The sequence below is a fragment of the Salmonella sp. SAL04157 genome (assembly GCF_046551635.1).
GTDB lineage: Bacteria > Pseudomonadota > Gammaproteobacteria > Enterobacterales > Enterobacteriaceae > Salmonella > Salmonella enterica.
Map to the genome: position 1 here is coordinate 342,912 of NZ_JBGDVS010000001.1, position 20,217 is coordinate 363,128.

The following is a 20,217-nucleotide window of genomic DNA, read 5'->3' on the forward strand; positions in this document are numbered from 1 at the left end:
GATTCCTCATAGCCCTGCTTTCAAACTTGCTTCGATAAATTGATCCAGACTACCGTCCAGTACCGCCTGTGTATTGCGGGTTTCCACCCCAGTACGCAGGTCTTTAATGCGGGAATCGTCCAGGACATAGGAACGAATCTGGCTTCCCCAGCCGATATCGGACTTAGTGTCTTCCATCGCCTGTTTTTCAGCGTTCTTTTTCTGCATCTCCAGTTCATAAAGCTTCGCTTTCATCTGCTTCATGGCCTGGTCTTTGTTTTTGTGCTGCGAACGGTCGTTCTGGCACTGCGTCACAATCCCGGTGGGAATATGGGTGATACGCACTGCGGATTCCGTACGGTTAACGTGCTGACCGCCTGCGCCAGACGCGCGATAGACGTCGATACGCAGATCCGCCGGGTTAATGTCGATATCGATATCGTCGTCCACTTCCGGGTACACAAACGCGGAGCTAAACGAGGTATGACGGCGACCGCCGGAGTCAAACGGGCTTTTACGCACCAGACGATGTACGCCGGTTTCAGTGCGCAGCCAGCCATAGGCATATTCGCCGGAGATTTTGATAGTCGCGGACTTAATGCCGGCGACTTCCCCTTCCGACTCTTCAATGACTTCCGTCTTGAAGCCGCGCGCTTCCGCCCAACGCAGATACATACGCAGCAACATGCTGGCCCAGTCCTGCGCTTCAGTACCACCAGAGCCGGCCTGAATATCGAGATAGCAATCGGCGCTATCGTACTCGCCGGAGAACATCCGGCGGAATTCCAACTGCGCCAGTTTCTCTTCCAGCGTATTCAGCTCCGCGACGGCTTCGTTAAACGTCTCTTCGTCGTCAGCTTCTACCGCCAGTTCCAGCAGCCCGGAAACGTCGTCCAGCCCCTGAGTCATTTGATCAAGCGTATCGACGATCGCTTCGAGCGATGAACGCTCTTTTCCCAGCGCCTGCGCGCGCTCAGGTTCGTTCCAGACATCCGGCTGTTCCAGCTCGGCGTTTACTTCTTCCAGACGCTCTTTCTTAGCATCGTAGTCAAAGATACCCCCTAAGAACGTTGGTGCGTTCCGTGAGGTCCTGAATGCGGTTATTCACCGGGTTAATTTCAAACATGGTCTGATTTCTTTTATTTGACTTGTCAAAATGCGGTTATAAGGGCGAAATATTAGCGGATTTCGCCCCTTAATTACAGCGAAAGTGTTGTTAAATCGCCCCGATCATAGCGGCCAAATATCATCGATAATAATCTGTAAACTACGGTTGCCGCGAAACTCGTTAATGTCCAGTTTATAAGCCAGTTCTACCTCCCGCACGCCGTTATCCGGCCAACAGGTCGTATCAATATTAAATGCGATGCCATCCAACAGCGGGCCGCCGCCGACGGGCTCCACCATCACCTTGAGGTGGCGCTCGCCCACCAGACGCTGCTGTAGCAGACGGAAACGACCATCGAATAACGGCTCCGGGAACATTTGCCCCCACGGTCCGGCATCCCGCAACAGTTGCGCCACTTCCATAGACATCTCCGCCGCGCTTAATGGACCATCGGAGATCACCTCGCCTTGCAACAGGGCAGGATCGAGCCATTCCGTTACCAGCTCGCCAAAACGTTGCTGAAACTGCTCGAATTTATGCTCTTCCAGCGACAATCCCGCCGCCATCGCATGACCGCCGAACTTGATCATCAGATCAGGGTAAAGCGTATCCAGCCTTTCCAGCGCATCGCGCATATGCAACCCCTGAATCGAACGGCCTGAGCCTTTTAGCGTGCCGTCGCCCGCAGGCGCAAAGGCGATCACCGGGCGGTGAAAACGCTCTTTAATGCGCGACGCCAGAATTCCGACCACGCCCTGATGCCATTCAGGATGATACATCGCCAGACCGCCCGGAAGCGTTTCACTACTGCGCTCAAGCTTTTCGCACAGGATAAGCGCTTCCGCCTGCATCCCCTGCTCTATTTCTTTGCGCGTCTGGTTAAGCGCATCCAGCTCGCTGGCCAGAACACGCGCTTCGCCGAGGTTGTCGCACAACAGTAACGCCACGCCAACGGACATATCATCCAGCCTACCGGCGGCATTCAGGCGAGGCCCCAACGCGAAGCCTAAATCACTGGCGGCAAGCTGCTGCGGATCGCGATTCGATATCTCCAGCAACGCTTTAATTCCCGGACGGCATTTCCCGGCACGAATACGACTTAGCCCTTGCCAGGTCAGAATACGGTTGTTAGCGTCCAGCGGCACAACGTCTGCTACCGTTCCCAACGCCACTAAATCCAGCAGCTCCGCCAGATTCGGCGGCGCGATGTTGCGCTCGTCGAACCATCCTTTGTCGCGCAAAAATGTTCGCAACGCCAGCATCAGGTAAAACGCCACGCCGACGCCCGCCAGCGACTTAGACGGGAATTCGCAGTCGCGCAGATTGGGATTAATAATCGCTTCGGCATCCGGCAACGTGTCGCCAGGCAGGTGGTGATCGGTCACGATCACCGGAATCCCCAACGTCTTTGCATGCGCTACGCCGGCGTGGGATGAAATGCCGTTGTCTACGGTGACGATAAGCTGCGCGCCGCGCGCCTTCGCCTGATCGACCACTTCCGGGCTTAAACCGTAGCCATCTTCAAAGCGATTAGGCACCAGATAACTGATGTTGTCACATCCCAACGCACGCATTCCCAATACGCTTAGCGCAGTACTGGTCGCGCCGTCGGCGTCAAAATCGCCAACAACAATAATGCGGGTACCTTCGCGAAAGGCGTTGTAGAGGATCTCCACCGCGTTATCTATGCCGCTAAGCTGTTGCCAGGGCAGCATTCCTTTCACGCTGCGCTCCAGTTCGCGGGCGCTACGAACGCCCCGGCTGGCATATAAACGCCGTAGTAATGGAGGAAGATCGGCGGGGAGTTCCGCCGTCTCATCAGCCTCACGCCGACGAAGTTGTCTCTGTTGTTTCACGCGTATTATTTACCACTGGTCTGTTTTTGATGCTCATCAAGAAACGCTTTCATCTCTTTCGGTCCCTGATAGCCAGGCACCACATAGCCGTTACTCAATACAATGGCTGGCGTACCGCTAACGCCCAACTGCACGCCCAATGCATAATGATCAGCAATGTTCACGTCACAGCTTGCCGGTTTCACGCCCTTACCTGCCATGGCGTCATCAAACGCTTTGTTTTTGTCTTTGGCGCACCAGATAGATTTCATATCCTGCTCCGCCTGGCTTTCCAGCCCCTGGCGCGGGAAGGCCAGATAACGTACCGTGATCCCCAGCGCGTTATAATCTTTCATCTCTTCATGTAGCTTATGACAATAGCCGCAGGTGATATCGGTAAAAACAGTAATGACATGTTTCTCATCCGGCGCTTTATAGACGATCATCTCTTTTTCCAGCGCATTTAGCTGGCTCATCAGCAGTTTGTTCGTCACGTTTACCGGATGCGCGCCGCTCACGTCATACATCGGCCCTTGAATAATATGTTTGCCGTCGTCAGTGACGTACAGTACGCCGCTGTGAGTGAGGACGGTTTTCATTCCTGCCACTGGAGAGGCCTGAATTTCCGTACTCTGAACGCCCAGCTTAGCCAGCGACTGACGGATAGCCGCATCATCCGCATGGGCCACGCCTGAAAACGCCGCCGCCAGTAAAGTGAACATCATAAAACGCTTTTTCATAAACTATCCTTTCCTGTCAGCACTCATGCCCGCGGATGGTGCTGTTGATGAAGTTGACGCAAACGCTCCGTTGCGACATGCGTATAAATTTGTGTCGTCGAAAGATCGCTATGCCCAAGTAGCATTTGTACAACGCGCAAGTCGGCGCCGTGATTCAGCAAATGCGTGGCGAAAGCGTGACGTAAAACATGCGGCGATAGTTTTTCGCTATCGATTCCAGCCAGTACCGCATAATGTTTAATACGGTGCCAGAAGGTCTGCCGCGTCATCTGCTGCGCACGCTGGCTGGGGAATAATACGTCAATCGATACGCCATTGAGTAACCAGGGACGCCCATGCTCCAGATACGTTTCCAGCCAATATACCGCCTCTTCGCCTAACGGCACCAACCGCTCTTTATTGCCTTTACCGATAACCCGCACCACGCCCTGCCGCAGACTGATATCGCTCATTGTCAGCCCCACCAGTTCCGACACGCGCAAACCGGTGGCATACAGCACTTCCAACATAGCTTTATCGCGCAACTCCAAAGGTTGATCAATAAGCGGCGCCTGCAAGAGCCGCTCAACCTGCGCCTCGCTAAGATCTTTCGGTAAACGCTGCGGAAGCTTAGGCGAGGCCAACTGCGCGCTCGGATCATCCTCACGATACTTTTCACGGTACAGATGCTGGAAAAAGCGCCGCATAGCGCTTAACAGGCGTGCGGAGCTGGTCGCTTTGTATCCGCCCTCCACCCGTTCAGCCAGCAGCGTTTGTAAATCATCAGCCTGCGCCGTCGCAAGCGTTTTTCCGCGATGATGCAACCACGCAACGACCATCGATAAATCGCGACGATACGCGCTTAATGTATTTTCCGCCAGATTTCGTTCCAGCCACAGGGCATCCAGAAACTGCTCAATACGCGCTAAATCCTGTTCCATTCGCGCTCCCTACTTCACGCTTACTTTTGGTGCATTATGCCTCATTGTGCCGTGAATGCAGTGATTCTGTTACACTACCCGCAACGCTATAGCAGAATCGAGATGTAACGTAATGAACATGGGTCTTTTTTACGGTTCCAGCACGTGCTACACCGAGATGGTCGCAGAGAAAATTCGCGATATCCTCGGCCCGGAGCTGGTGACATTACATAACCTCAAGGATGACGCCCCCGCCTTAATGGAGCAGTACGACGTGCTCATTTTAGGCATCCCCACCTGGGATTTTGGTGAAATTCAGGAGGACTGGGAAGCCGTCTGGGAGCAACTGGACGATCTCAATCTGGAAGGCAAAATCGTTGCGCTTTACGGTATGGGCGACCAGCTCGGCTACGGCGAGTGGTTCCTGGATGCGCTGGGGATGTTGCATGACAAACTTGCCCTCAAAGGCGTTAAATTTGTCGGCTACTGGCCCACAGAAGGCTACGAATTTACCAGCAATAAACCGGTCATTGCGGATGGGCAACTGTTTGTCGGCCTGGCGCTGGATGAAACGAACCAGTACGATCTCAGCGATGAGCGTATACAGACCTGGTGTGAACAAATTCTCGGCGAAATGGCCGAACACTACGCCTGAAGCCTTACTCGCTGTATTTCCCTCTCGACGGAACCGCGTTTGCGCCGTTCCGTCAGTGTTGGCCTGATATCGGCTGCTGTAACAGTATCCGACGCAACTCACGCCATTCCGCTTCTTCCATGCTATCCGCCGCCAGCCATAAATGCTGATGACGTCCAGACTCTGCGCGTAAACGCAACACCATCCCGCTCTTCAGTAACCAGGGCGGACGCAAGAGCGTCCAGTCCTGCCCCTGCCAGCGTAAGCGCCCGTCCATGAGTAGCTTGATCTCTCCCTGACAGGTATTAATCCTGCGCTGGCTACGTACACAGTCAAACACGACCAGCGACAGTAGTATCATCCATAACGGGGTATAACTCAGCGGCCAGGGCATCAATAAAATCACCGCGGCAACCAGCCCATGAATGAGCAATGAGATCCACTGAGCGCGCCATGAGACGCGTAAATCAGATTGCCACAGGACCACGTTCCCGATTCCGTGTCTGAATGAGTCGGACCATCTGTTCCAGTTCAGCGTCAGCCGGTTTACCGTGATTCATCAACCAGTTAAATAAATCCGGGTCATCACTCTGCAACAAACGGACAAAAATACGCTTTTCTTCATCACTTAAACTATCGTACTCATGTTCAAAAAACGGCATGATGGAAATATCAAGTTCGCGCATACCGCGACGACATGCCCAGTGAATACGTGCTTTATTGTGAATATCCATGTTCTTCCTGCCTCGCGAAAATGAAGTACCGGGCTATTGTAACGTGTTTTTGGCGTTGTTTTACGGGAATCTCAGTAATCTGGAACGCGATCGCGAAATAAAAGGCTGGGAATCAATACGTTCATCCGTTTTGGATACCGCCTCGCAAAACGATCAATCCGCTCTCAATGGGCTATTTAAAGCACTTGCAATGACCGATGGCTCTTTTACCATTAACCATTATTGTTGCAGCTAACCAGGACATTATTTATGGCTTTTATCTCCTTTCCGCCACGTCATCCTTCATCGTCAGCCCGCCTGCCGCTGACGCTGATCGCGCTTGACGACTGGGCGCTGTCGTCCATCACCGGCGTAGACAGTGAAAAGTATATTCAGGGCCAGGTCACCGCTGACGTAAGCCAGATGACTGAACAGCAACACCTTCTCGCCGCCCACTGCGATGCTAAAGGTAAGATGTGGAGCACTCTGCGCCTGTTCCGTGAGCGCGACGGTTTCGCCTGGATTGAACGCCGTAGCGTGCGTGAAGCGCAATTAACGGAGCTGAAAAAGTACGCCGTATTTTCCAAAGTGGTCATCGCGCCAGATGACGAACGCGTATTGCTTGGCGTGGCAGGTTTTCAGGCCCGCGCGGCGCTGGCTAATGTCTTTAGCGAACTGCCCAATAGTGAAAATCAGGTGGTCAGAGACGGCGCCTCCACGCTGCTATGGTTTGAACATCCTGCGGAACGATTCCTGCTTGTCACTGATGTCGCGACGGCCAACATGTTAACGGAGAAGTTGCATGGCGAAGCCGAACTGAATAACAGTCAACAGTGGCTGGCATTGGATATTGAAGCAGGCATTCCGGTGATTGACGCGGCGAACAGCGGTCAGTTTATCCCCCAGGCGACTAACCTACAGGCGCTGGGCGGCATCAGCTTCAAGAAAGGCTGCTACACCGGGCAAGAGATGGTCGCACGGGCAAAATTCCGCGGCGCCAATAAACGCGCGCTTTGGTTGCTGGCGGGCAAAGCCAGCCGGGTACCGGAAGCAGGAGAAGATCTGGAGCTACAGATGGGCGAGAACTGGCGTCGTACCGGCGCTATTCTGGCGGCGGCACAGTTGGACGATGGTCAGTTACTGGTTCAGGCCGTCATGAATAACGATTTAGAAGCCGAAAGCGTCTTCCGCGTTCGCGACGATGCCAACACCCTGCATATCGTCCCGCTACCTTACTCGCTGGAAGAGTGATATCACGTTAAAAGCCGGATAGCCTGATAGCGCAACGCCATCAGGCTCGCACGTGCTATTCTCGTAGGCCGGATAAGGTGCGACAGCGCCGCCATCCGGCACGGGCATCCGGGAACTACGCCTGTCCCACATACAAATAGATGGCCAGGAAGTGGCACACGCTGCCGCCCAGCACAAAGCCATGCCAGATGGCGTGGTTATAAGGTATGCGTTTGCAAACATAGAAAATTACGCCCAGCGAGTAAACGACGCCACCTACCGCCAGCAGCGTCACGCCGCCTATCGCCAGCTTAATCGCCAACTGATAAACCACTATCAACGACAGCCAGCCCATTGCCAGATACGTAACCAGTGAAAGCACTTTAAATCGGTGCGCAATCGTCAACTTGAAGAGGATACCGAATAGCGCCAGGCTCCAGATCACAATCATTAGTCCGCGCGCCAGCGGCGAATCCAGACCTACCAGCAGAAATGGCGTATAGGTTCCGGCAATGAGCAGATAGATAGCGCAGTGATCAAATTTCTTTAACCAGATTTTTGCCCGCTGATGAGGAATGGCATGATAAAGCGTTGAGGCAAGAAAAAGCAGGATCATGCTCCCGCCATATAAACTGTAGCTGGCAATAGCCGTCATACCAGCATTCGCCTCTACCGCCTGAACCAACAACAGCACCAGGCCGACAATACCAAATACCAATCCAATGCCGTGGCTAATACTGTTGGCGATTTCCTCAGCCAGCGAATATCCCTGCGTCATTAATGGTTTTTGCACCATAACTTACTCCGGAGAAACGTTCATAACGATGAACTGCGCCTCTAGCGTAACTGAGAATGGTTCCAGTGAACACATGTTAGCTAAAATAAATTCGCAAAATTAAATTTTCTTTCTTATTCAATAACTTAACCACAGAAACTCAACTAACACGCGTTCATATTTATCAAAGGCATTTAAAATCAATCACATAAAATTGCGTCTGGTTGGGATAGATTTCAGCAATGACCCGTTTCAGCTCATCAAGCGACATATTTTCCTGTTGCGCATGTTTTTCGTTCAGCGTATCCAGCGTCACAGTTGACGTTCCTGTCACTTCGATTGTGCAAAAATAGCCATCATCTTCGAACCGCCCCACGCGTAGCATATCGCCTGCTTTAAAGTGGGACTCGGAGGCATCACGAATGGTGATGGTTTTACGCCCTGCCAGAATGTCATTCTGGAAACGTTGAAAGAAAGTAATGTCGTTTGGCTGCATGTGGTTATCCCCTGAATATGAACTCTTGAAGTGGATGTTACGATCTGAATGTGTTCCTGCCCCGACACGCGAGCCCCCTGGAATTTTGCGTACGCTTTACATGTCATTTGGTGCAGAATGAATGATAACAGACTAAATAAATTGAGATTATGCAACAATGAGAAAACTCACCCTGCCAAAAGATTTTTTATGGGGCGGCGCGGTTGCTGCACACCAGGTTGAAGGCGGCTGGAATAAAGGCGGTAAAGGCCCCAGCATCTGCGACGTGCTAACCGGCGGCGCACACGGCGTGCCACGCGAAATTACCCAGAATGTCGTTGCTGGCAAATACTATCCGAACCACGAGGCGGTGGATTTTTACGGACATTACAAAGAAGACATCCGTCTTTTCGCCGAAATGGGGTTCAAATGCTTCCGTACCTCTATTGCCTGGACGCGTATCTTCCCGAATGGCGACGAATCCCAGCCAAACGAGGCCGGTCTGAAATTCTACGACGACATGTTTGATGAATTGCTCAAATACAACATCGAACCGGTCATCACCCTTTCCCACTTTGAAATGCCGTTACATCTGGTCCAGCACTACGGCGGCTGGACCAATCGTAAAGTCGTTGATTTCTTTGTCCGTTTTGCTGAAGTCGTGTTTGAACGCTACAAGCATAAGGTCAAATACTGGATGACCTTCAACGAAATTAACAACCAGCGAAACTGGCGCGCGCCGCTGTTTGGCTACTGCTGTTCCGGCGTGGTGTATACCGAGCATGAGAATCCAGAAGAAACCATGTATCAGGTCTTACATCATCAGTTTGTCGCCAGCGCCCTGGCGGTGAAAGCGGCACGTCGTATTAATCCACAGATGAAAGTTGGCTGTATGCTGGCGATGGTCGCGCTGTATCCCTTCTCCTGCAAACCAGAAGATGTGATGTTTGCTCAGGAATCGATGCGTGAACGCTACGTCTTTACCGATGTACAGCTGCGCGGCTATTACCCGTCCTATGTGTTGAACGAGTGGGAGCGCCGCGGATTTAACATCAAAATAGAAGATGGCGATCTTGAAGTGCTGCGCGAAGGCACCTGCGACTATCTTGGTTTCAGTTATTACATGACCAACGCGGTCAAAGCCGAAGGCGGTAGCGGCGATGCTATTTCCGGTTTTGAAGGCAGCGTACCGAACCCCTATGTTAAAGCCTCTGACTGGGGCTGGCAGATTGACCCGGTGGGCCTGCGTTATTCATTGTGTGAACTGTACGAACGCTATCAAAAGCCGCTGTTTATTGTCGAAAACGGTTTTGGTGCTTACGACAAAGTAGAAGAAGATGGCAGCATCAACGACGACTATCGCATTGACTACCTGCGCGCCCATATTGAAGAGATGAAAAAAGCGGTGACTTACGATGGTGTCGACCTGATGGGCTACACGCCGTGGGGCTGCATCGACTGCGTGTCGTTCACCACCGGGCAGTACAGCAAGCGCTACGGCTTCATCTACGTGAACAAGCACGATGACGGTACGGGCGATATGTCGCGTTCGCGTAAGAAGAGCTTCAACTGGTACAAAGAGGTGATTGCCAGCAACGGCGAGAAGCTTTAACTCCTGCACGTTACCCGCCAGTCGGCGGGTAACACTTTGAACGAGTCTTACCAGGTCTTACCTATTTTAAATTCCCAGCGTACATCTTCCATTTTGGTTGGCGACTTCGCTTCCTGCATTACCGGGAAGAAGGCTCCGGCACCAAACCATAATTTCAGTGAATCGACGGCAATATTAAATGACGGACCAACAACCCATTCGGTAGTTCCAGAATGGTTATTAATTACGCTGCCATTAGACAGTTTTTTCGTTCCAGAGGCATTATTGCTGTAGGCACTTTCCAGACCAAGATCCAGCGGTAAATCGCTAAACATATACCGCACCTGGGTATTCCACTGGAATTCGTTACCTCGTTTCACGTCCTGGTTACCGCGCTCAAATGGTCCCTGATATACAAAACCCATATCCCCTTTAATGTTAGGAGTAAATAATTTTGTTAAAGTGAGTGTTACTCTTCCTCCCCAGGCGCTATTCCCAGGCAAATGATTATCTCCATCTTGCCCGGTGGGTAGTAATAATGCCCCACCTACCGTAACCCAAAACGGATCACCTCTTCGCTGGCTCATTAAAGCATAATTGACCCCCACCGATTGGTCGCCCATTCCCTCTATGTGCTCAGGAGACAGATTGTCTCGTTTGTTATTGATATACGACCCCACAGTTGATAATTCCAGTCTGTCGGTCAAACCGTAACGAATCTTCAATAACCATATCTGGGAGTAAACATCCGGACTTCCGTGCCCCTCGATTTGATGATCTTTATCGCGAAATGAGCTATTCACGGCGGTTAATAACTTTCCTTCCGGCAATACTGAACCACCAGAAATAGCGGTATTAACTGGTGCACCTAATAGATTACTGGGATTATTTTCTCCGTTAGCTGCCATTGCATTCATTAATAGAAAATATGTCATTAATGGCAGAAATATAAATCGTTTCATTATTCCCTCCAGGTATAAAAAACAAAGCGCTAAGTTAATAAATATTTACGTCATTTATGTTTATTTATAATTTATAATTTAAATTAATAACTTGATGAATTTAATATACGGAAATTTTTGTAACTATATTGAGAGGTAAATAACGATTCCGGAGAGAAACTATTTGTAACTACATGTAAATATACTGTGTTGTTTTGATTAAATAACAGCAAGGTAAAAATGATGCACAATGAATCATTAGGCTCTAAAAAAGCGGTAATTTAATTCTGGCTAATACACTGATACAAACGCCAGGTTGCCTGACAGGAGCCAACGATTTAGTGTAATATATTGAATTAGTAACACTTTGTAGCCTGAATAAGGCACTCACACTGCATCCGACATAAACAAAGCGCACTTTATTAACAAGCTGAAAAGGCGCCGAAGCGCCTTTAGAAAACAGTCGAATCAGTAAATTACTGGTAGTCGCTAATCGGTACGCAGGAGCAGAACAGGTTACGGTCGCCATAAACATCATCCAGACGTTTCACCGTCGGCCAGTATTTGTCTGCCACGCCTGCCGGGAATACGGCAACTTCACGGCTGTACGGATGCGCCCACTCGGCGACCAGTTCGCTCTGAATGTGCGGCGCGTTCACCAGCGGGTTATCTTCCAGCGGCCAGACACCCGCTTTCACCTGGTCAATCTCTGCGCGAATAGCCAGCATCGCATCGATAAAGCGATCCAGCTCGGCCTTACCTTCAGATTCCGTCGGCTCTACCATCAGCGTGCCCGCCACCGGGAACGACATGGTTGGCGCATGGAAACCGTAGTCGATCAGACGCTTGGCAATATCCAGCTCGCTGATGCCGGTTTCTTCTTTCAATGGGCGAATATCAAGAATACATTCGTGCGCCACTCGGCCATCGCGACCGGTATACAGTACCGGGTACGCGTCTTTCAGACGGCTGGCAATGTAGTTAGCGTTAAGAATCGCGACCTGACTTGCCTGCTTCAGGCCTTCTGCGCCCATCATGCGGATGTACATCCAACTAATCGGCAGAATGGAGGCACTGCCGAACGGCGCCGCAGACACCGCGCCCTGACGGGTTAACATGCCTTCGATTTGCACCACGCTATGACCCGGTACGAACGGTGCCAGATGCGCTTTCACGCCAATCGGTCCCATGCCTGGGCCACCGCCGCCGTGCGGAATGCAGAAAGTTTTATGCAGGTTAAGATGCGAAACGTCCGCGCCAATAAAACCCGGTGAGGTGATGCCGACCTGAGCGTTCATGTTCGCGCCGTCAAGGTAAACCTGGCCGCCGAACTGGTGCACAACTTCACACACTTCACGGATCGTTTCTTCATAGACGCCGTGGGTGGACGGATAGGTCACCATGATGCAAGAAAGGTTCGCAGCATGTTGTTCTGCTTTTGCCCGCAGATCGTCCAGGTCGATGTTGCCGTTCTTATCACAGGCGACTACCACCACCTGCATTCCTGCCATATGTGCAGAAGCAGGGTTAGTGCCGTGAGCAGAAGCCGGGATCAGGCAGATATCGCGATGCCCTTCGTTGCGGCTTTCGTGATAGTGACGAATCGCCAGCAGCCCCGCGTATTCCCCCTGTGCGCCGGAGTTAGGCTGCATACAGACGGCGTCGTACCCGGTGAGTTTCACCAGCCAGTCAGAAAGCTGGCTAATCATCTGATGATATCCTTCGGCCTGTTCCGGCGGGCAGAACGGGTGCAGTTCAGCGAATTCCGGCCAGGTGATAGGAATCATCTCGGCGGCGGCGTTCAGCTTCATGGTGCAGGAACCCAGCGGGATCATCGCCTGATTCAGCGCCAGATCTTTACGCTCCAGCGAGTGCATGTAGCGCATCATCTCGGTTTCGCTGTGGTAACGGTTAAATACCGGATGCGTCAGAATCGCATCGTCACGCAGCATACTTTGCTGAATGGAACGGCTATCAAGCGCCACGTCTTTATCCAGTGTTTCAATGTTCAGACCGTGGCTGTCGCCCAGCAAAACATTGAACAACTGCGCCACATTCTCACGGGTGGTGGTTTCATCGAGCGTAATACCAACCGCGTTATGAATATCGCTGCGCAGATTGATCTCCGCCGCTTCCGCACGCGCCAGTACCGCAGCTTTATCAGCCACTTCCACACACAGCGTGTCAAAGTAGTGCGCATGGCGCAGCTTCAGCCCTTTCTGCTGCAGACCGGCCGCCAGAATATCAGTCAGGCGGTGGATGCGATTAGCGATACATTTCAGGCCAACCGGACCATGATAAACGGCATACAGGCTGGCGATGTTAGCCAGCAGTACCTGCGAGGTACAAATATTGGAGTTCGCTTTCTCACGACGGATATGCTGCTCGCGAGTCTGCATCGCCATGCGCAGTGCGGTATTGCCCGCAGCATCTTTTGAGACGCCGATAATACGGCCTGGCATGGAGCGTTTAAATTCGTCTTTGGCGGCAAAGAACGCCGCATGCGGGCCACCGTACCCCATCGGTACGCCGAAGCGTTGCGCAGAGCCGAAAACAATGTCCGCGCCCTGTTTACCCGGCGCGGTAAGCAGCACCAGCGCCATAAAGTCGGCGGCGACGCTGACAATCACTTTACGGGCTTTGAGTTCGCTAATCAGCGCGCTGTAATCGTGAATTTCGCCCGTGGAGCCAACCTGCTGCAACAGCACGCCAAACACATCCTGGTGATCCAGTGCTTTCGCCGCGTCATCCACAATGACGTCAAAGCCAAAGGTTTCGGCGCGAGTACGCACGACGTCCAGAGTTTGCGGATGGACATCAGAGGCGACAAAGAACCGGTTGGCATTTTTCAATTTGCTGACGCGCTTTGCCATCGCCATCGCTTCAGCGGCGGCGGTCGCTTCATCCAGCAGCGAGGCGGAAGCCATGTCCAGTCCGGTCAGATCCAGCGTCACCTGTTGGAAGTTGAGCAGCGCTTCCAGACGCCCCTGAGAGACTTCCGGCTGATAAGGGGTGTAGGCGGTATACCAGCCTGGATTTTCCAGCATGTTGCGCAGGATAACCGGCGGTAGCTGCACTGCGGTGTAGCCCATGCCAATGTAGGACGTGAAGCGCTTGTTACGCCCGGCGATGGCTTTTAATTCCGCCAGTGCGGCATATTCGGTTGCCGCCTCGCCAACCTGCGGCGGAGTCGCGAGCTGAATGTCTTTCGGCACAATCTGACCTGTCAGCGCGTTTAACGACTCGGCGCCAACCGCATTCAGCATCTCTTGCTGCTGCGCGGCGTCCGGTCCGATGTGGCGTTCAATGAAAGCGCCGCGGTTTTCAAGCTGGCTTAACGTCTGTGTCATGGGCGATGGTTCCTGAAACGTGCAGTGAATCGTAGGTGTCTCTAACTCAATTGCCCGGTGGCGCTGACGCTTACCGGGCCTACGCGTGCGAAAACGAATACGCAAAATCATTCGCGTTGCAGTGAGTAGGCCGGATAAGCATTAGCGCCATCCGGCACAACATTATTCGTCTTCTAACAATGCCTCATACGCGGTGGCATCCAGCAGCGATTCAAATTCGCTTTCATCGCTGGCTTTGATTTTAAAGATCCAGCCACCGGCATACGGTTCGCTGTTCACCAGCTCCGGGGAGTCGCTCAGCGCATCGTTTACCGCCACGATCTCGCCGCTTACCGGCGCATAAATGTCGGACGCCGCTTTTACGGACTCCGCCACGGCGCAGTCGTCGCCCGCGCTTACGGTCGCGCCGACTTCCGGCAGATCAACAAAAACCATATCGCCCAACAGCTCCTGAGCGTGTTCAGTAATGCCAACGGTGTAAGTGCCATCCGCTTCTTTACGCAGCCATTCGTGTTCTTTGCTGTATTTCAGTTCTGCGGGTACGTTGCTCATCAATTAATCTCCAAAAAAGGATGAATCACGCGACGGCTTTGCCGTTACGCACAAAAACAGGTTTAGTCACTTTTACCGGCATTTCACGGTTACGAATTTGTACAATCGCCGTCTCGCCGATGCCCGCCGGAACGCGCGCCAGCGCAATGCTGTAGCCCAACGTTGGGGAAAACGTCCCGCTGGTGATAATGCCTTCTTGCTGATTGCCCTGCGCATCGGTAAAACGCACCGGCAGTTCATTACGCAATACGCCTTTCTCGGTCATCACCAGACCGACAAGCTGCTCATGGCCTTTTTCACGCTGCATCTCCAGCGCCTCACGGCCAATAAAGTCGCGGTCAGCAGGTTCCCAGGCGATAGTCCATCCCATATTAGCCGCCAGCGGAGAGATACCTTCATCCATCTCCTGACCGTACAGGTTCATGCCTGCTTCCAGACGCAGCGTGTCGCGCGCGCCAAGACCGCACGGCTTCACGCCCGCCTCCACCAGCGCACGCCAGAAATCCGCCGCTTTTTCATTCGGCATGGCGATTTCATAGCCCGCTTCGCCGGTATAACCGGTGGTGGCGATAAACAAATCACCCGCCTGTACGCCGAAGAACGGCTTCATACCTTCTACTGCATGGCGCTGTTGGTCAGTAAACAGAGTCGCCGCTTTTTCCTGCGCATTCGGCCCCTGTACCGCAATCAGCGACAGATCGTCACGAACGGTGATGTCGATGGCATAAGGTTCAGCATGTTGGGTAATCCAGGAGAGGTCTTTTTCGCGGGTGGCGGAGTTAACAACGAGACGGAAGAAATCTTCAGTGAAGTAGTAGACGATAAGGTCATCAATCACGCCGCCCGATGCGTTAAGCATACCGGAGTAGAGGGCTTTACCCGTCTTCGTTAGCTTCGCGACGTCGTTTGCCAGCAGATAACGTAGAAACTCTCGTGTACGGCTACCATGAAGATCGACAATGGTCATATGCGATACATCAAACATCCCGGCATCGGTGCGCACAGCGTGGTGTTCATCAAGCTGAGAGCCGTAATGCAGGGGCATCATCCAGCCATGAAAATCGACCATGCGGGCGCCGCATAGCGTGTGTTGTTCGTACAAAGGCGTCTGTTGGGCCATCTTTTCCTCGTTGAATTAGCGGGGGCTAACAACCATTTTCATGGGAAATCTTCGCCACGAAACCTGGCATCGACGCCCTTTTTCCTGCGCCGACGCAAACGTTCTCTTGCTCCTGAACTTACCACCGAACCAGGCGCTAAACCATAAGGCTGAATTTACCATCACATTAGCTTATGACTAAAAAACGCTAAAATCCCATCAGCACAAAAAACCACTATTACGCTAAATACTCGTCATAAAAAGGAAGCTGATACGATTTACCACAACATAAATTAATATTAAATGCGGAAAAAATGTCGAAAATCGCGTTCGCCAAAAATAGTGGCATTAGAAAATATAATGCGAAATAAGCGGTGAAATTAGATTATTTCAAACGAGGAAAGCCCCCCGGCGCGATAGCCGGGAAAGCAAAGTGTGACGGGTTTCAAACTCTTGCTGGCGTGCAGTCAGACGCTTAACGAAGCCATTGCGGAAGGTCGTTTAGCCCCATCGCCTGGCGAAGCAGTTGGGGTTTGACGCCGGGGAGCGTATCCGCCAGTTTCAGTCCGATGTCGCGCAACAATTTTTTTGCCGGGTTTTCGCCGGCAAACAGGTCACGAAAACCTTGCATCCCGGCAAGCATCATCGCCGCGCTATGTTTACGGCTACGCTCATAACGACGAAGATAAAGATGTTGACCAATGTCTTTGCCCTGACGCTGAAGCCGGCGCAGATCGTCCACCAGTTCAGCCGCGTCCATAAAGCCGAGGTTGACGCCTTGCCCTGCCAGCGGATGGATGGTGTGCGCGGCATCGCCGACCAACGCCAGACGATGCGCGGCAAACTGGCGAGCATAGCGGCCCGTCAGCGGAAAAACCTGCCGTTCGCTTTCCAGGCGGCATAAGCCCAGCCGATTATCGAAGGCGATAGTCAACGCCTGGTTAAACGCCTCGTCGCCGCTCTGTTGCATACGCTCCGCATCCTGCGGAGAAAGCGACCAGACAATGGAACACAGATGCGGATCGCTTAACGGCAAAAACGCCAGAATACCTTTACCATGAAACACCTGGCGAGCAACCGCGCCGTGCGGCTCTTCGGTGCGGATAGTCGCTACCAGCGCATGGTGACGGTAGTCCCAGAAAGTTAAGGGAATATCCGCTTTGTTACGCAGCCAGGAGTTGGCGCCATCCGCGGCAATCACCAGACGCGCGGTTAACATCGCGCCGTCTTTTAAAGTCAGGAAGGCGTCGTTCTCCCCCCAGGCGACTTGCTGTAACTCTGCTGGCGCCATTAAGGTGATATCCGCCGCTTGCTGCGCTTTTTGCCACAGTGCGTAGTGAATGACGCTGTTTTCAACAATATGCCCCAGATGGCTATATCCCATGCTTGCGTCATCAAACGTAATACGGCCAAAGCTGTCTTTATCCCAGACTTCCATACCGTGGTAGCAACTTGCCCGTCGCGCCACAATGTTTGACCATACGCCAAGACGGGTAAGCAGTTTTTCGCTGGCGGCATTAATCGCCGACACCCGAAGCTGAGGCGGCGCATCGTTCGCCAACGGCTGGGGGACAACGTGATCCAGTACCGCAACGCGCAAACCGCTCCCCTGCAAGCCGCAGGCGACAGCCAGTCCCACCATGCCTCCGCCAACTATTGCTACATCAACACTTTGCACTATTTACTCCTGGAAACCGGAACAATCAAAACCGTAGGCCGGATAAGGCGAAGCTGCCATCCGGTATTTTTACGAACACGATGCCGGATGGCGGCGTAAATGCCTTATCCGGCCTACAGATCGGCTTAACGCGCAACCCAACCTAAGGTCCGCTGTGCCAGCGCATCACGCGCAGGCGGTAATAATTCCATCGCCATTAAACCGATATTGCGCCCAATAACCAGCGGCGCCCAACGATTTGCAAACAAATGGACCAGACCGTTCGTTACGCCAATCGTCGTATCCCGGTCAACCTGACGACGCTGCTGATAGCGCGATAACACGTGCCAGGCGCCAATATCCTCGCCCGCGTCCTGTGCCGCGACCAGCGTTTCCGCCAGGCTCATGACATCGCGCAGACCGAGATTAAACCCTTGTCCGGCGATAGGATGCAACGTCTGCGCCGCATTGCCGACCACGACAGTCCGGTGAGTAAACACTTTCGCCGCCGTAGTAAGGGCAAGCGGATACGCGCTGCGCTTACCCGCCTGAGTAATTCGCCCCAGCCGCCAGCCGAACGCGGCCTGCAACGCATGACAGAACTGCGCGTCGGACCAGCTCAGCACCTCATCGCGCTGGTCGAGCGGGTGACACCAAACCAGCGAACATCGGCCATGCGACATCGGCAACATCGCCAGCGGGCCATTGGGGGTAAAACGTTCAAAGGCGCGTCCCTGGTGCGGGATAGCGGTCGCGACATTCGCTATCACCGCTAACTGTTCGTAAGGCTCCTGACGCCAGTCAACGCCGCAGGCTGACGCCAGCGCGGAGTGGGTACCGTTAGCCGCCACCAGCACGCTGCCAGCTATCACATTGCCATTTTCCAGTGTGACGTTAACCTGCTGTTGGGTACGCGACACGCTGGCTACGCGCTCCGGGCAGTGCAGCGTAACGCCTGGCGCTTTACGCAAGAGCGCAAACAGACGCAGCCCGATATCATGCAGCTCCGCAACGTGACCCAACGCTGCCAGACTGTAATCCTGCGCGTCGAGAGTCACAAATCCGGCATGACCGCGATCGCTGACGTGTACGGTGTTGATTGCCGTTGCGCAATCGGAAATCGCCTGCCAGACGCCAATTCGCGCCAGTTGCTGGCAAGTGCCCGCCGCCAGCGCAATCGCTCTGGCGTCAAAGCCGGGATGACCGTCGGCTTCAGGCGCTTTCGCTTCAATCAGGTGTACCGGCAACGTCCCATGACTGAACTGAGAGATGGCCAGCGCCAGCGTCGCGCCTGCCATGCCGCCGCCAACGATAATGACGCTCATTGCTGCCGCGCCGCCGCCATTAATGCCTCAATGTCATCCGCCTTCTTCACAACGCCAGCGGTCAGGTTTTCATTACCGGTTTCGGTAATGACAATGTCATCTTCAATTCGAACGCCAATGCCGCGATACGCTTCCGGCACGTCGGCATCCGGCGCGATATAGAGGCCTGGCTCTACGGTCAGCACCATGCCCGGCTCCAGGATGCGGGAGCGATCCGGCCCATAAACGCCGACATCATGAACATCCAGCCCCAGCCAGTGGCTCAAGCCATGCATAAAGAAAGGACGATGCGCATTTTCGGCAATCAGTTGATCAACCTCTCCTTGCAAAATCCCCAGCTTCACCAGCCCGGTTATCATGATGCGCACGACTTCGCCGGTCACCTCCTGAATAGAGGTGCCAGGACGGAACAGTCGCAGGCTGGTCTCCAGCGATTCCAGAACGATGTCATAAATTTCACGCTGAGCTGGCGTAAATTTCCCGTTCACCGGGAAAGTACGCGTGATGTCGCCCGCGTAACCTTTATATTCACAGCCCGCGTCGATAAGCACTAAATCACCGTCGCGCATTTCACTTTCGTTTTCAGTGTAATGCAGGATACAGCCATTTTCGCCGCTGCCGACAATGGTGTTATAGGAGGGATAGCGCGCGCCGTGGCGGTTAAATTCGTGGTGAATTTCACCCTCCAACTGATACTCAAACATCCCCGGACGACATTTTTCCATCGCGCGGATATGCGCCAGCGCGCTAATTTCCCCGGCGCGGCGCAGGACAGCAATCTCGTCCGGCGATTTGAACAGGCGCATCTCATGGACAATCGGTCGCCAGTCAGTCATGGTGGCCGGCGCGGTCAGATTCTGGCGAGAGCCTTTACGCAGCTTCTCCAGCGCAGCCAGAACAATCTCGTCGGCATACGCATATTCGCCCTGCGCGTGGTACACCACATCCAGACCATTAAGCAACTGAAAGAGTTGCTGGTTGATTTCGCTAAACGCCAGCGCCCGGTCAACGCCCAGTTTTTCCGGCGCGGCATCCTGTCCTAAACGGCGACCAAACCAGATTTCCGCCGTCAGGTCGCGAACGCGGTTGAACAAAACGCTGTGGTTGTGGGTGTCATCACTCTTAATCAGTACCAGCACGGCTTCCGGTTCGTTAAAACCGGTGAAATACCAGAAGTCGCTACTCTGGCGATACGGATATTCACTGTCTGCGCTGCGCGTCGCCTCCGGCGCGGCAAAGATCAGCGCGGCGCTGCCGGGCTGCATTTGCGCCAGTAATGCCTGGCGACGGCGTTGGTATTCCTGCTGAGTCATG

At 53.3% G+C, this 20,217-nt stretch carries 18 protein-coding genes; 3 read left to right on the plus strand and 15 right to left on the minus strand.

The genetic code is table 11. The annotated features are described in order from the left end of the window. Positions 1-6: 6 nt before the first annotated feature. The 4 genes from prfB to xerD all read right to left on the minus strand — a co-directional run bounded on the left by prfB (position 7) and on the right by xerD (position 4,582). Positions 7-1,105 (minus strand): peptide chain release factor 2 gene (prfB, locus tag ACLJRE_RS01660; protein WP_010989230.1). Its coding sequence is split into 2 segments (ribosomal slippage): positions 7-1,029 and positions 1,031-1,105, totalling 1,098 coding nucleotides; the frame shifts between segments, so codons are not numbered across the junction. Positions 1,106-1,209: 104 nt separating this feature from the next. Beyond that, the gene (recJ, locus tag ACLJRE_RS01665) at positions 1,210-2,943 is read right to left on the minus strand and encodes a single-stranded-DNA-specific exonuclease RecJ (protein WP_000813394.1); all 1,734 of its coding nucleotides are present in this window, start codon (positions 2,941-2,943) and stop codon (positions 1,210-1,212) included. Between the two features lie 5 nt (positions 2,944-2,948). Continuing rightward, complete coding sequence (gene dsbC, locus ACLJRE_RS01670; protein WP_000745614.1) at positions 2,949-3,662, minus strand: bifunctional protein-disulfide isomerase/oxidoreductase DsbC; 714 nt, start codon at positions 3,660-3,662, stop codon at positions 2,949-2,951. A 23-nt stretch (positions 3,663-3,685) separates the two neighbouring features. Further along, positions 3,686-4,582, minus strand: coding sequence for a site-specific tyrosine recombinase XerD (gene xerD / locus ACLJRE_RS01675; RefSeq protein WP_000434302.1), 897 nt, complete (start codon positions 4,580-4,582; stop codon positions 3,686-3,688). A gap of 112 nt (positions 4,583-4,694) precedes the next feature. On the opposite strand from xerD, the gene fldB reads away from it, so the two are divergent. After that, positions 4,695-5,216, plus strand: a complete 522-nt coding sequence (gene fldB / locus ACLJRE_RS01680) for a flavodoxin FldB (RefSeq protein WP_023212713.1) — start codon at positions 4,695-4,697, stop codon at positions 5,214-5,216. Between the two features lie 52 nt (positions 5,217-5,268). Here fldB and ACLJRE_RS01685 read toward each other — a convergent pair whose 3' ends face one another. Beyond that, on the minus strand, positions 5,269-5,682 hold the full coding sequence (locus ACLJRE_RS01685; protein WP_000244756.1) for a protein YgfX: 414 nt from the start codon (positions 5,680-5,682) through the stop codon (positions 5,269-5,271). Continuing rightward, positions 5,663-5,929, minus strand: a complete 267-nt coding sequence (sdhE, locus tag ACLJRE_RS01690; protein ID WP_000351186.1) for an FAD assembly factor SdhE — start codon at positions 5,927-5,929, stop codon at positions 5,663-5,665. Before sdhE ends, ACLJRE_RS01685 begins: the two co-directional genes overlap by 20 nt. 249 nt (positions 5,930-6,178) lie before the next feature. Here sdhE and ygfZ point away from each other — a divergent pair, with 249 nt between their 5' ends. Further along, positions 6,179-7,159, plus strand: a complete 981-nt coding sequence (gene ygfZ / locus ACLJRE_RS01695; protein ID WP_000874169.1) for a tRNA-modifying protein YgfZ — start codon at positions 6,179-6,181, stop codon at positions 7,157-7,159. A gap of 115 nt (positions 7,160-7,274) precedes the next feature. Here the strand turns inward: ygfZ and trhA are convergent, their stop codons facing one another. Then, on the minus strand, positions 7,275-7,934 hold the full coding sequence (gene trhA, locus ACLJRE_RS01700; protein WP_000250289.1) for a PAQR family membrane homeostasis protein TrhA: 660 nt from the start codon (positions 7,932-7,934) through the stop codon (positions 7,275-7,277). A gap of 163 nt (positions 7,935-8,097) precedes the next feature. Further along, entirely contained in the window at positions 8,098-8,409 is a 312-nt protein-coding gene (yqfB, locus tag ACLJRE_RS01705) for a N(4)-acetylcytidine aminohydrolase (protein WP_001182972.1), read from the minus strand. A gap of 157 nt (positions 8,410-8,566) precedes the next feature. On the opposite strand from yqfB, the gene bglA reads away from it, so the two are divergent. Next, entirely contained in the window at positions 8,567-10,000 is a 1,434-nt protein-coding gene (bglA, locus tag ACLJRE_RS01710; protein WP_001230152.1) for a 6-phospho-beta-glucosidase BglA, read from the plus strand. Positions 10,001-10,047: 47 nt separating this feature from the next. On the opposite strand, the gene ACLJRE_RS01715 is transcribed toward bglA, so the two are convergent. The 7 genes from ACLJRE_RS01715 to pepP all read right to left on the minus strand — a co-directional run bounded on the left by ACLJRE_RS01715 (position 10,048) and on the right by pepP (position 20,216). Then, complete coding sequence (locus tag ACLJRE_RS01715; RefSeq protein ID WP_000819373.1) at positions 10,048-10,941, minus strand: transporter; 894 nt, start codon at positions 10,939-10,941, stop codon at positions 10,048-10,050. Positions 10,942-11,396: 455 nt separating this feature from the next. Then, positions 11,397-14,270, minus strand: coding sequence for an aminomethyl-transferring glycine dehydrogenase (gcvP, locus tag ACLJRE_RS01720; protein WP_023212712.1), 2,874 nt, complete (start codon positions 14,268-14,270; stop codon positions 11,397-11,399). 162 nt (positions 14,271-14,432) lie between these two features. Then, positions 14,433-14,822, minus strand: a complete 390-nt coding sequence (gene gcvH, locus ACLJRE_RS01725) for a glycine cleavage system protein GcvH (protein ID WP_023212711.1) — start codon at positions 14,820-14,822, stop codon at positions 14,433-14,435. A gap of 25 nt (positions 14,823-14,847) precedes the next feature. Then, complete coding sequence (gcvT, locus tag ACLJRE_RS01730; protein WP_000068738.1) at positions 14,848-15,942, minus strand: glycine cleavage system aminomethyltransferase GcvT; 1,095 nt, start codon at positions 15,940-15,942, stop codon at positions 14,848-14,850. Between the two features lie 454 nt (positions 15,943-16,396). After that, positions 16,397-17,599: an FAD-dependent 2-octaprenylphenol hydroxylase gene (ubiI, locus tag ACLJRE_RS01735; protein ID WP_023212710.1), complete on the minus strand. Its 1,203-nt coding sequence runs from the start codon at positions 17,597-17,599 to the stop codon at positions 16,397-16,399. A gap of 125 nt (positions 17,600-17,724) precedes the next feature. Further along, positions 17,725-18,903: a 2-octaprenyl-6-methoxyphenyl hydroxylase gene (gene ubiH, locus ACLJRE_RS01740; RefSeq protein ID WP_001635505.1), complete on the minus strand. Its 1,179-nt coding sequence runs from the start codon at positions 18,901-18,903 to the stop codon at positions 17,725-17,727. Further along, on the minus strand, positions 18,900-20,216 hold the full coding sequence (gene pepP, locus ACLJRE_RS01745; protein WP_023212709.1) for a Xaa-Pro aminopeptidase: 1,317 nt from the start codon (positions 20,214-20,216) through the stop codon (positions 18,900-18,902). The genes ubiH and pepP overlap by 4 nt, the downstream gene beginning before the upstream one ends. Position 20,217 lies beyond the last annotated feature (1 nt).

Coding starts and splice junctions, on each gene's coding strand:
- dsbC (WP_000745614.1), bottom strand. CDS start 3,662: ATGAAAAAGCGTTTTATGATGTTCACTTTACTGGCGGCGGCGTTTTCA.
- xerD (WP_000434302.1), bottom strand. CDS start 4,582: ATGGAACAGGATTTAGCGCGTATTGAGCAGTTTCTGGATGCCCTGTGG.
- fldB (WP_023212713.1), top strand. CDS start 4,695: ATGAACATGGGTCTTTTTTACGGTTCCAGCACGTGCTACACCGAGATG.
- sdhE (WP_000351186.1), bottom strand. CDS start 5,929: ATGGATATTCACAATAAAGCACGTATTCACTGGGCATGTCGTCGCGGT.
- ygfZ (WP_000874169.1), top strand. CDS start 6,179: ATGGCTTTTATCTCCTTTCCGCCACGTCATCCTTCATCGTCAGCCCGC.
- trhA (WP_000250289.1), bottom strand. CDS start 7,934: ATGGTGCAAAAACCATTAATGACGCAGGGATATTCGCTGGCTGAGGAA.
- yqfB (WP_001182972.1), bottom strand. CDS start 8,409: ATGCAGCCAAACGACATTACTTTCTTTCAACGTTTCCAGAATGACATT.
- bglA (WP_001230152.1), top strand. CDS start 8,567: ATGAGAAAACTCACCCTGCCAAAAGATTTTTTATGGGGCGGCGCGGTT.
- ACLJRE_RS01715 (WP_000819373.1), bottom strand. CDS start 10,941: ATGAAACGATTTATATTTCTGCCATTAATGACATATTTTCTATTAATG.
- gcvP (WP_023212712.1), bottom strand. CDS start 14,270: ATGACACAGACGTTAAGCCAGCTTGAAAACCGCGGCGCTTTCATTGAA.
- gcvH (WP_023212711.1), bottom strand. CDS start 14,822: ATGAGCAACGTACCCGCAGAACTGAAATACAGCAAAGAACACGAATGG.
- gcvT (WP_000068738.1), bottom strand. CDS start 15,942: ATGGCCCAACAGACGCCTTTGTACGAACAACACACGCTATGCGGCGCC.
- ubiH (WP_001635505.1), bottom strand. CDS start 18,903: ATGAGCGTCATTATCGTTGGCGGCGGCATGGCAGGCGCGACGCTGGCG.
- pepP (WP_023212709.1), bottom strand. CDS start 20,216: ATGACTCAGCAGGAATACCAACGCCGTCGCCAGGCATTACTGGCGCAA.